At 72.2% G+C, this 10,963-nt stretch carries 9 protein-coding genes; 3 read left to right on the forward strand and 6 right to left on the reverse strand.

Annotation, left to right across the window (positions count from 1 at the left end; translation table 11 throughout):
- Positions 1–257 precede the first annotated feature (257 nt).
- Positions 258–452: a hypothetical protein gene (locus ACGF0D_RS38140; protein ID WP_350505495.1), complete on the forward strand. Its 195-nt coding sequence runs from the start codon at positions 258–260 to the stop codon at positions 450–452.
- Positions 453–562: 110 nt separating this feature from the next.
- Here the strand turns inward: ACGF0D_RS38140 and ACGF0D_RS38145 are convergent, their stop codons facing one another.
- Both ACGF0D_RS38145 and ACGF0D_RS38150 read right to left on the reverse strand, forming a co-directional pair.
- The gene (locus ACGF0D_RS38145) at positions 563–1,912 is read right to left on the reverse strand and encodes a class I SAM-dependent RNA methyltransferase (RefSeq protein ID WP_392924421.1); all 1,350 of its coding nucleotides are present in this window, start codon (positions 1,910–1,912) and stop codon (positions 563–565) included.
- A gap of 365 nt (positions 1,913–2,277) precedes the next feature.
- Entirely contained in the window at positions 2,278–4,353 is a 2,076-nt protein-coding gene (locus tag ACGF0D_RS38150) for an APC family permease (RefSeq protein ID WP_392884373.1), read from the reverse strand.
- 248 nt (positions 4,354–4,601) lie between these two features.
- Here ACGF0D_RS38150 and ACGF0D_RS38155 point away from each other — a divergent pair, with 248 nt between their 5' ends.
- Together ACGF0D_RS38155 and ACGF0D_RS38160 are read left to right on the forward strand one after the other, a co-directional pair.
- Positions 4,602–5,270 (forward strand): potassium channel family protein, encoded by a 669-nt coding sequence (locus ACGF0D_RS38155; protein WP_392884361.1) that lies wholly within the window; start codon positions 4,602–4,604, stop codon positions 5,268–5,270.
- On the forward strand, positions 5,270–5,941 hold the full coding sequence (locus tag ACGF0D_RS38160; RefSeq protein ID WP_359829049.1) for a TrkA family potassium uptake protein: 672 nt from the start codon (positions 5,270–5,272) through the stop codon (positions 5,939–5,941). The genes ACGF0D_RS38155 and ACGF0D_RS38160 overlap by 1 nt, the downstream gene beginning before the upstream one ends.
- A gap of 100 nt (positions 5,942–6,041) precedes the next feature.
- Here ACGF0D_RS38160 and ACGF0D_RS38165 read toward each other — a convergent pair whose 3' ends face one another.
- The 4 genes from ACGF0D_RS38165 to ACGF0D_RS38180 form a co-directional block, all read right to left on the reverse strand.
- Positions 6,042–6,770: a DUF3159 domain-containing protein gene (locus ACGF0D_RS38165; RefSeq protein ID WP_392884362.1), complete on the reverse strand. Its 729-nt coding sequence runs from the start codon at positions 6,768–6,770 to the stop codon at positions 6,042–6,044.
- 2 nt (positions 6,771–6,772) lie between these two features.
- Positions 6,773–7,180 carry an OB-fold nucleic acid binding domain-containing protein gene (locus ACGF0D_RS38170; protein WP_392884363.1) on the reverse strand — a complete coding sequence of 136 codons (408 nt, stop codon included), beginning with the start codon at positions 7,178–7,180 and terminating at the stop codon, positions 6,773–6,775.
- A 65-nt stretch (positions 7,181–7,245) separates the two neighbouring features.
- On the reverse strand, positions 7,246–7,926 hold the full coding sequence (locus ACGF0D_RS38175; RefSeq protein ID WP_049657530.1) for a response regulator: 681 nt from the start codon (positions 7,924–7,926) through the stop codon (positions 7,246–7,248).
- A 120-nt stretch (positions 7,927–8,046) separates the two neighbouring features.
- Entirely contained in the window at positions 8,047–10,635 is a 2,589-nt protein-coding gene (locus ACGF0D_RS38180; RefSeq protein ID WP_392924416.1) for an ATP-binding protein, read from the reverse strand.
- Positions 10,636–10,963 lie beyond the last annotated feature (328 nt).

Here is a 10,963-nt window from a genome sequence, read left to right on the forward strand (position 1 = left end):
CACATCACATGTCAGTGGCTCACCTTCACCCCGGCGAATTGCCTCGTCAAGCCCCCTCCCGGGGTCGAACGGCCGTACCCGCGCCATCTTTTACCAGCGCATTGCCGGCACCTGACCTTCCGCCCCGGCCCGGGCCCGTCCGCGGCCGCCGTGCCCCACCGGGAGGTGCGGGACTTGAAGACTCCCGCACCGTCCGGGACGCTGAAATCCCCCCCGCGTTCCCCCGAGCGGGCGCCGACCGGTGCGGAGGCCGACCGATGACAGCCATGTTCGACCAGGAGCTGCGCGAGCAGCTCGCACAGGCCCGCCGCGACCTCGCCGCGGCCCGGGCAGAAGGGGACGCCGACGGCGTCCAGGCGTACGAGGGCCGGGTCGCCTCGCTCCTGCGGCTCGCCGCCCAGCACGGCATCGACCTCCCGCACAGCGCCGACGAGGAGGAGCACAACGAGTAGCCCCCGAACGCGGCCGCGCCCCGAGCCGGACCGCTCCGCTCCGTACGAGCCGGAGGCGGTCACCCCGAACGGGTGACCGCCTCCTGCCGTGCGTGCCCGGGGGCCCGGGATCACTCCCCGGCCGGCTCCAGGATCGCCACGCACTCGAAGTGGTGCGTCATCGGGAACAGGTCGAAGGCCCGCAGCGAGACCGGCCGGTAGCCGCCCTCGCGGAAGAACTTCAGGTCCCGGGCGAGCGCCGCCGGGTCGCAGGCCACGTACGCGATCCGGCGTGCCTCCAGGCCGACGAGGTGGGCGACGGTCTCACGGCCGGCGCCGGCGCGCGGCGGGTCCAGCACGATCAGGTCGGTGGCGGTGATGCCGGTGCGCGGCAGCAGCGTCTCGACCCGGTCGCACTCGATCCGCACGTTGTCCAGCGCGGCCAGGTTGTGCCGGGCGTCGACCACGGCCTGCTTGGCGGACTCGATGCCGAGCACCGCGCCGTCCTCGCCGACCCGGTCGGCCAGCGCGCCCGCGAACAGGCCGACGCCGCAGTACAGGTCGAGCGCGTTCTCGCCCCACTGCGGGTCCAGACCGTCCAGCACGGCGTCGACCAGGGTGTCCGGCGCCTCCGGGTGGATCTGCCAGAAGCCACCGTTGCTGACCCGCCAGGTCCGCCCGGCCGCCCGCTCGCGAACGAAGGAGCGCCCGTGCACCTTGTGCAGGTCGCCCTGCGCGTCCACCCGGGCGATCGACACCGGCTTGTCCAGCTCGACCAGCGGCAGCTGGGCGCCGTCCCGCGGGGTCAGCACCACCTGACGGTCCGAGGAGCCGCTCGCCGCGATCGCCTCGACGCCCGCCACGCCCGGCCAGTCCCGGGACTCGATGCCCAGCTCGGTGACGCCCTCGGCCGCGATCAGGCAGCGGTCGATCACCTGCACCTCGTGCGAGCGGTGCTTGCGCAGACCGACCTTCCCGGTCTCCGCGTCCACCGCGTACTGCACCCGGGTGCGCCAGGCCGGCACCTGCCCGGCCGGCAGCTTGCCGCCGACCGGCTCGACGCTGCCGTCCCAGCCCGCCTCGGCCGGGGTGAGCCCGGCCAGCTTGGCCAGCTGCTCGGTCAGCACCGCCGCCTTGAGCTTGCGCTGCGCGCCCGGGGTGACGTGCTGCCAGTCGCAGCCGCCGCACTTGCCGGGACCGGCGAACGGGCAGGGCGCCTCGATCCGGTCCTTGGAGGGCTCCAGCACCTCCACCGCGTCGGCCCGCAGGAAGCGCGAGGTGGTCGTCCCGTCGGTCACCAGCGCGACGACCTTCTCACCGGGCAGCGCGTGCCGCACGAACAGCACCCGCCCCTCGTGCCGGGCCACGCAGTGCCCGCCGCCGTGCGCGACCGGGCCGACCTCGACCTCGTAGCGCTGCCCGGCCAGCGGCTCCCCGGAGGGCGCCTCGGGCCGCGACGGCCGCGCGGCGGCGGTGCGCAGCGCCTTGGGCGGCCGCACCGCCTGCTTGCGCGGCGCCTTCCGGCCGGCCCCGGCGGCGCCCTTCGGCGCGTCCTGGCCGGCGTCCTTGCCCGCGCCCTTCGACGCACCCTTCGGCGCGCCCTTGCCGGAGCCCTTGCCCGCGGCGCCCTTGCCCGCGCCCTTCTCGGCGGCTGGCCCGGCGGGCCCGCGGTCCTCCGGCTCGCCCGGGACGATCGGCGCGGTGCGCGCGGTGAGGCCGTCGCGGTCGGTGGCCTCCGGACGGGCCGGCCGGCCCCAGCGCGGCCGGGAGACCTGCCCGGGCTGGGAGCCGCCCCGGCGGGCGCCCTTGCCGGAGGAGCCCGAGGAGCGGGGCGGAGTGTTGCGGGTCACTGGGAGGAGTCCTTGCTGCGCTCGGAGGTGTCACCGGCGTTCGCACCGGTGGAGACGGAATCCTTCGACTCTACGGCCTTCGGCGCCCGCGGCTCGCCACGGCGGACGGCGCCCGGCGCCGACCAGGCCTTCTGCGGCTTGCGCCGCTCCGAGGACTCCAACTGCCACGGTACCGAGGTGACCATCACGCCGGGCTTGAACAGCAGCCGGCCCTTGAGCCGCAGCGCGCTCTGGTTGTGCAGCAGGTGCTCGTACCAGTGGCCGACCACGTACTCCGGGATGTAGACCGAGACGACGTCCCGCGGGCTGCTGCGCCGCAGGTTCTTCACGTAGTCCAGGACCGGCCCGGTGATCTCGCGGTACGGCGAGTCCAGCACCTTGAGCGGCACCTCGATGCCGCGCTCGTCCCACTCCCGGCGCAGCGCCGCCGTGTCCGCCGGGTCGACGTTGACCGTGACGGCCTCCAGCGTGTGGGCCCGGGCCAGCCGGGCGTACGCGAGGGCGCGCAGCGCCGGCTTGTGCAGCTTGGAGACCAGCACGATGGCGTGCACCCGGGTGGGCAGCACCACGTCGTCCGGCTCCTCGGCGGCGGTCAGCTCGTCGGAGACCCGGTCGTAGTGGCGCCGGATGCCCTTCATCATCACGAACAGCACGGCCATCGCGGCGATCGCGATCCAGGCGTGGCCGATCTTGGTGACCAGGACGACGATCAGCACGGCCATCGTCATCACCAGGCCGAAGGCGTTGATCGCCCGGCTGCGCTGCATGTGGCGGCGCTTGGCCGGGTCGGTCTCGGTGCGCAGCAGCCGGGTCCAGTGCCGGATCATGCCGGACTGGCTCATGTTGAAGGCGACGAAGACGCCGACGATGTAGAGCTGGATCAGCCGGGTCGGGTCGGCGTCGAAGGCGAGGATCAGCAGGATCGCCGCGATCGCCAGCAGGATGATGCCGTTGGAGAAGGCCAGCCGGTCGCCGCGGGTGTGCAGCTGACGCGGCAGGTACCGGTCCTGGGCGAGGATCGAGCCGAGCACCGGGAAGCCGTTGAAGGCGGTGTTGGCGGCCAGCACCAGGATCAGGCCGGTGACGGCGGCGACGAAGTAGAAGCCGGGCGTGAAGTTGTTGAACACGGCCTCGCTGATCTGCGCCAGCGCCGTCTTCTGGTGGTAGTCCGGCGAGGCGCCGACGAGCTGCTCGGTCGGGTTCTCGGCCATCTGGACACCGGTCAGCCGGGCCAGCCAGATGATGCCCATGAACATCACGACGGCGATGCTCGCCATCATCAGCAGCGTGGTGGCCGCGTTCTTGCTCTTCGGCTTGCGGAAGGCCGGCACGCCGTTGGAGATCGCCTCCACACCGGTGAGCGCGGCACAGCCGGAGGAGAAGGACTTCAGCAGCAGGAACACCATCGCGAAGCCGGCCAGCGAGTCGTTGCCGGGGATGGCGGCCAGGTGGAACGTGGAGCTCTCGGCGGGCATGTCCTGGCCGAGCGCGAAGTGCCGGAACACCCCGTAGCCGACCATCCCGATCACGCCGACCATGAAGGCGTAGGTGGGAACGGCGAAGGCGCTGCCGGACTCGCGCACACCGCGCAGGTTCATGCCCATCAGCAGCACGACCACGACCACCGACAGGACGGTCTCGTGGCCGCGCAGCGCGGGCACCGCGGAGACGACGTTGGCGACGCCCGAGGTGGTCGACACGGCCACGGTGAGCACGTAGTCGACCATCAGCGCGCTGGCGACCACCAGGCCGGCAGCCGGCCCGTGGTTGACGGTCGCGACCTCGTAGTCGCCGCCACCGCTGGGGTAGGCATGCACGTTCTGCCGGTAGGAGGCGACCACGGCGAGCATCACGATCGCCACGACGACGCCGATCTGCCAGGAGAAGTGGATCGCCGAGGCGCCCGCGATGGAGAGGGTGAGCAGGATCTCCTCGGGGGCGTACGCGACCGAGGAGAGCGCGTCCGAGGCGAACACGGGCAGCGCGAGCCGCTTGGGGAGAAGCGTCTCGCCCAGCTTGTCGCTGCGTAGGGCGCGCCCGATCAGGATGCGTTTCGGAAGGTCAGTCGGCATAGGCACGTTAAGGAATCGTAGGGGCTCCCCGGTCAAGGCTCCGCCGTTTGTCCCCCCCTTCGTCGCGACTGCGTTCGGTGGACCGGCTAGCGTGTCGGATACGAGTCGGCGGGCAACACTCTGGTTGTCGAGCGTTGTCGGGCCGGCGCCCCCACGATGAACCTCGTCCCGGACGACCGGGCGGGAAACGGAGCTGAACGGTGTTTGCGCAGGTCAAGACCCCTTCGGGACGGGTGAGGTAAGCGCCGGTGCACATCGTGATCATGGGCTGCGGCCGCGTGGGCTCCGCCCTCGCCAGAGCACTGGAGAAACAGGGCCACTCGGTGGCCGTGGTCGACCAGGACCCGACCGCATTCCGTCGACTGGGCGCCGGATTCAACGGGCGCCGGGTCACCGGTGTCGGCTTCGACCAGGACACCCTGCGCGAGGCGGGCATCGAGGAGGCCGGTGCCTTCGCCGCGGTCTCCAGCGGTGACAACTCCAACATCATCGCCGCGCGGGTGGCCCGGGAGAACTTCGGCGTCGAGAACGTCGCCGCCCGGATCTACGACCCCCGCCGCGCCGAGGTGTACCAGCGCCTGGGCATCCCCACCGTGGCGACGGTCCGCTGGACCGCCGACCAGATGCTGCGCCGACTGCTGCCCAGCGGCGCCGAGCCGCTGTGGCAGGACCCGAGCGGCGGCGTGCAGCTCGCCGAGGTCGCGTACGACCCGCGCTGGATCGGCCACCGGATCAGCAAGCTGGAGGAGGCCTCCGGCGCCCGGGTGGCGTTCGTCACCCGGCTCGGCGAGGGAGTGCTCCCCTCGCCCCAGATGGTGGTGCAGGAGGGCGACCTGGTGCACGTGATGCTGCGCCGGACCGACCTGACGGCCGTCGAGGCCGCGTTCGCGCAGGGGCCGAAGGAGGAGGGTCACTGATGCGGGTCGCCATTGCCGGGGCCGGTGCCGTGGGCCGCTCGATCGCGGGCGAGCTGCTGGAGAACGGCCACGAGGTCCTGCTGATAGACAAGAACCCCAACTCCATCTCGGTGGAGCGGGTCCCGATGGCGGAGTGGCTGCTGGCCGACGCCTGCGAGATCACCTCGCTGGACGAGGCCGCGCTCCAGCGCTGCCACGTGGTCATCGCCGCGACCGGTGACGACAAGGTCAACCTGGTCGTCTCGCTGCTCGCCAAGACCGAGTACGCGGTGCCCCGGGTGGTCGCCCGGGTGAACAACCCCAAGAACGAGTGGCTCTTCAACGAGTCCTGGGGCGTGGACGTGGCCGTCTCCACCCCGCGCCTGATGTCCGCCCTGGTCGAGGAGGCGGTCAGCGTCGGCGACCTCGTCCGCCTGATGCGCTTCAGCCAGGGCAACGCCAACCTGGTCGAGCTGACCCTCGCCTCCGACACCGAACTCGTCGGCACCCGGGTCGGCGACGTGGCCTGGCCGCAGGACACCGCGCTGGTGACCATCATCCGCGAGGGCCGGGTGCTGGTGCCGGGCAAGGACGACACCCTGGAGGGCGGCGACGAGCTGCTCTTCGTCGCCGCGCAGGAGCGCGAGGAGGAGCTGGAGCAGTTGCTCTCGGCCACCTCGGGCGCCCAGTAGCGCCGCCTTCGCAACAGCGGAAGGGCCCGCACCCCTCGCCGGGGTGCGGGCCCTTCCGCTGTTGCCGGGGTCCGGTCCGGGCCGGTCCGGCCGGGAGCGGCTACTTCGCCGGCTCCTCCTCCTCGTCGTCCAGCTGCGCCTTGATCGGCGGCGGCGCCTTCAGCAGGATCTGCCAGGTCACGTACATCGCCAGCAGCAGCGGCGGGATGCCGAGGGCGACCTTCAGCCAGCCCAGCAGGTTGACGTTGTGGGTGAAGTACAGCGGGAAGAGGATCACCGGCTTGAGGCCCATGATCAGCACCCAGGCCCAGGTCGCCTTGGTGTAGGCGGCCAGGCGGCCCGGGTTCTCCTTGCGCCAGGTGAACATCTCACCGGTGATCGGACCGAGCATCACCCCGATCATCGGCCAGCGGGCCAGGGCGGAGGCCGCCAGGGCGACGCAGTAGCCGACGTTCCAGAGCAGGCCGGGCAGGTAGAAGTCCTCGGCCTTGCCGCTCTTCATCGAGATCCAGGCACCGAGGGCGACGCCGAACACCCCGCTGAAGGCGTGCTGGATGGTCTGCCGCTTCGCCAGCCGGGCCACCACGAACAGGGCGCTCAGGCCCAGCGCGGCCCAGGCCGAGGTGCTGACCTGGTGGGTCAGGTTGTACGTGACGATGAAGACCAGGCCTGGCAGCGTCATGTCGATCATGCCGCGCACGCCGCCGAAGGCCTTGAGCACGGTGTCGGCGGCCTCCTTGGAGGCGGCCTTGCGGGCGGCCTCCGCGTCCGCGGGGTCGACAGGCAGGTCGAGCTGGGCGGCGGCCTCGCCGCCTGGCTGGTTGCTCACGCTCATTCGCTCCCGTGTCCGACCGGACGCAGCTCATAGCGGGGGTTGAACAGCACACGGCGCCCGCGTGCGTGGCTGATCCGGCCGCTGGCGATCAGCCGGCGGCCGGGCTCTATCCCGGCGATCGAGCGACGACCGAGCCAGACCACGTCCAACGCCTCGGTGCCGTCGAAGAGTTCGGCTTCCAGCGCGGGCACCCCCGCCCGGGGCCGGAGCGTCACCGTGCGCAACGTGCCCGCCACGGTGACCAACTGGCGGTCTCCGCAGCCGGCGATCGGTGTGCAGCCGGACTCCGCGGCGCTCTCCTGGCGCAGCTCCTCGGCGTCCAGCTCCTCGGCCGACGAGGTCAGCCGGCTGAGCATGCGGCGGAACCGCCCCTGCGGCTGGCCGCTGCTGTTGTCACCACTCATGTCGGAAGGGTACCGGGTTCGGGCCCCCTGGCGGCAGGTCGTTCAGCCGCCAGGGGCACCCGCGGTCAGCTCTCGAACCGGTATCCCATGCCCGGTTCGGTGATGAAGTGGCGCGGGTGCGAGGGGTCGCGCTCCAGCTTGCGACGCAGCTGGGCGAGGTAGACCCGCAGGTAGTTGGTCTCGGTGCGGTAGGCCGGGCCCCACACCTCCTGCAGCAGCTGGGTCTGGCTGACCAGCCGCCCGGCGTTGCGGACGAGGACCTCCAGCAGGTGCCACTCGGTCGGGGTGAGGCGTACGTCGGCACCGTCCCGGTTGACCTTCTTGGCCGCGAGGTCGACGGTGAAGGACTCGGTGACGACCAGCGAGTCGGCCTCCCCGGCCACCGGCTCGGCCCGCCGCACGGCGGCCCGCATCCGGGCCAGCAGCTCGTCCATGCCGAACGGCTTGGTGACGTAGTCGTCGGCGCCGGCGTCCAGCGCCTCGACCTTCTCGTCCGAGGCGTGCCGGGCCGACAGCACGATGATCGGCACCCGGGTCCAGCCGCGCAGACCGCGGATCACCTCGACCCCGTCCATGTCGGGCAGGCCCAGGTCGAGGACGACCACGTCCGGATGGCGGGCCGCGGCCAGCTCCAGGGCGCTCGCGCCGTCATGGGCCGCGTCCACCTCGTACTTGCGGGCCTTGAGGTTGATCACCAGCGCGCGGACGATCTGCGGTTCGTCGTCCACGACGAGGACCCGGGTCATTTACGGGCTCCGCCTTTCAGGCTGTCTGACTTACGGACTGTGGGACTGGCTCTACGACTTTCGATGCGGCGTGCGCCCCTCGGGAGGGGCGACGGACCCGGCCGGCGCGCCGCCGGGTTCTCAAGTGACCAGCTCCGGGAGCGGCTCGCCACCCTCGCCGTCCGACTCCCCCGTTCCCGGCGGCCGTTCGACCACGGGCAGACTGACCACCATGGTGAGCCCGCCCCCAGGGGTGTCCTCGGCGGTGACGGTACCGTCCATCGCCTCGACGAAGCCACGCGCCACCGCGAGCCCGAGGCCCACCCCGGCGCCGCGCGGCGCGTCCCCGTACCGCTGGAACGGCGCGAAGATCTTCTCCTTGGCGTCCTCGGGCACGCCCGGGCCGCGGTCCACGATCCGCAGCTCCACCCTGGCCGGCTGCCCCGGCTGCCGCAGCTCGTCGGCCTTGACCAGCACCCGCACACCGTCCGGGCTGTACTTGACCGCGTTCTCCACCAGGTTGGCCAGCGAGCGCTCCAGCAGCCCGCCGTCGGCCCGGACCATCGGCAGCGTCTCCGGCACCTCCAGCCGGACGGACTCCAGCGGCACCCCGCCGAGCGCGAACGGCACCACCTCGTCCAGGTCGGTCTCCTGGATCAGCGGGGTGACCGTCCCGGTCTGCAGGCGGCTCATGTCGAGCAGGTTGTTGATCAGGTGGTCCAGCCGGTCGGCCCCGGCCTCGATGCCGGCCAGCAGCTCGGCCTCGTCCTCCGGGTCCCAGTCGACGTCGGCCGAACGCAGCGAGCTCACCGAGGCCTTGATCCCCGCCAGCGGGGTGCGCAGGTCGTGCGAGACGGCGGCCAGCAGAGCGGTCCTGATCCGGTTGCCCTCGGCCTCCCGGCGGGCCTCGGCGGCCTCCCGGGACAGCCGGCGGCGCTCCAGCACCACGGCGGCCTGCGCGGCGAACGCCCCCAGCAGGCGCCGGTCCGCCCCGGGCAGGACCCGGCCGCGCAGCACCAGCGCCAGGCTGTCGCCGACCGGGACGTCCACGTCGGCCTCCTCCGGCCGCTCCGGCGGGCGCGGTCCCGCGGTGGCCACCGGCGCCCAGGCCGCGAGCGGATCGGACCGCTCCAGCAGCGCGGCGCTCTCCTGCCCGAACGTCTCCCGGACCTGCTCCATCAGCGCGGTCAGCACCCCGTCGCCGTTCGGCGCACCGCGCAGCACCGTGCCGGCCAGCGCGCTGAGCGTCTGCGCCTCGGTCTGGCTGCGGGCCGCCTGCTGGGTGCGCCGCGCCGCGAGGTCCACCACCGACGCCACCGATATGCCCACGATGGTGAATATCGCCACCGCCATGATGTTCTGCGGTTCGTTGATGGTGAAGGTGTGCAGCGGCGGGGTGAAGTAGTAGTTCAGCACCGACGAGGCGACCAGCGCCGAGCCGATCGCCGGCAGCAGCCCGCCGACCAACGCCGCGCACACCGTCAGCGACAGGAACAGCAGCATGTCGGTGGAGAGCCCCAGCCCGCCGATCCCGGTCAGCACGATCGCCAGCACCGGCGGGCCGACCAGTCCGATCAGCCAGCCGGCGACGGTGCGGGTACGGCCCAGGTCGGTGATCCGGCGGACCGGAATCCTGCCGCGCCCGTGCCCGGCGTGTTCGTGGGTGACCATGTGGACGTCGATGTCGCCGGCCTCCCTGGTCACCGTGGTGCCGACGCCCGGCCCGTACAGGTACTGCCAGGCGGGCCGCCGACTGGTGCCCAGCACGATCTGGGTGGCGTTCACGCCCCGGGCGAAGTCCAGCAGCCCGGCGGCCGGGTCGTCGCCGAGGACGGCGTGGAAGGAGCCGCCGAGGCTCTCCACCAACGCGCGCTGCTCGATCAGCGTCTGCGGCGAGCCGGTGCCCACCAGTCCGTCCGAGCGGGAGATGTGCACGGCGAGCAACTCGCCGCCGGACACCCTGGCGGCGATCCGGGCCGCCCGACGGATCAGCGTCGCCCCCTCCGGCCCGCCGGTCAGGCCCACCACGATCCGCTCCCGGGCTTGCCAGGTGCCCTCGATGCCCTGCTCGGCCCGGTACTTCTGGAGGTACTCGTCCACCCGGTCCGCGGTCCACAGCAGCGCCAGCTCGCGCAGCGCGGTCAGGTTGCCCGGGCGGAAGTAGTTGGCGAGGGCCGCGTCGATCTTCTCCGGCGCGTACACGTTGCCGTGTGCCAGCCGGCGCCGCAGCGCCTGCGGGGACATGTCCACCAGCTCGATCTGGTCCGCCCGCCGGACCACCTCGTCCGGGACGGTCTCGCGCTGACGCACCCCGGTGATGCCCTCGACGGCGTCGCCGAGCGACTCCAGGTGCTGCACGTTGACCGTGGAGACCACGTCGATCCCGGCCGCCAGCAGCTCCTCGACGTCCTGCCAGCGCTTCTCGTTGCGGCAGCCGGGAACGTTGGTGTGGGCCAGCTCGTCCACCAGGGCCACCTGCGGGCGGCGGGCGAGCACGGCGTCCAGGTCCATCTCGGAGAACCGCGCGCCGCGGTGCACCACCTGCTGCCGCAGCACGACCTCCAGCCCGGCGACCATGTCCGCGGTCCGCCGGCGCCCGTGGTCCTCCACGAACGCGACCACGACGTCCGTGCCACGCTCCTGCCGCCGGTGCGCCTCGGCGAGCATGGCGTACGTCTTGCCGACCCCGGGGGCCGCCCCGAGGTAGATGCGCAGCCTGCCTCGTCCCATGAGCACCATTCTTGATCCGACGCTGCCCGGGTGACACCCCCGGACACCTGTTCCCCTCGCCTTCGAGACTACGGTGTGCGACGCGATTTTCCGCTGATCAGTGCGCTGATCAGGCGGTTTTAGCGGCATATTGACGGTGGACCAGCCACTCGGCGGGGGTCGTTCGGGAAGGGCGGGGAGGAGACGGAGAGATCCGTGACGGGCCCGGAAACGCGAATAACCCCCATCCGGATTCCGGATGGGGGTTATTCAGAAGAATTGTTCGGCGGCGTCCTACTCTCCCACAGGGTCCCCCCTGCAGTACCATCGGCGCTGTGAGGCTTAGCTT

The organism is Kitasatospora sp. NPDC048298 (assembly GCF_043201465.1).
Taxonomy (GTDB): domain Bacteria; phylum Actinomycetota; class Actinomycetes; order Streptomycetales; family Streptomycetaceae; genus Kitasatospora.

Excerpts from the sequence above, each read along its gene's own strand:
- ACGF0D_RS38160 (WP_359829049.1), top strand. The coding sequence starts at position 5,270 with ATGCGGGTCGCCATTGCCGGGGCCGGTGCCGTGGGCCGCTCGATCGCG.
- ACGF0D_RS38180 (WP_392924416.1), bottom strand. The coding sequence starts at position 10,635 with ATGGGACGAGGCAGGCTGCGCATCTACCTCGGGGCGGCCCCCGGGGTC.
- ACGF0D_RS38175 (WP_049657530.1), bottom strand. The coding sequence starts at position 7,926 with ATGACCCGGGTCCTCGTCGTGGACGACGAACCGCAGATCGTCCGCGCG.
- ACGF0D_RS38170 (WP_392884363.1), bottom strand. The coding sequence starts at position 7,180 with ATGAGTGGTGACAACAGCAGCGGCCAGCCGCAGGGGCGGTTCCGCCGC.
- ACGF0D_RS38140 (WP_350505495.1), top strand. The coding sequence starts at position 258 with ATGACAGCCATGTTCGACCAGGAGCTGCGCGAGCAGCTCGCACAGGCC.
- ACGF0D_RS38150 (WP_392884373.1), bottom strand. The coding sequence starts at position 4,353 with ATGCCGACTGACCTTCCGAAACGCATCCTGATCGGGCGCGCCCTACGC.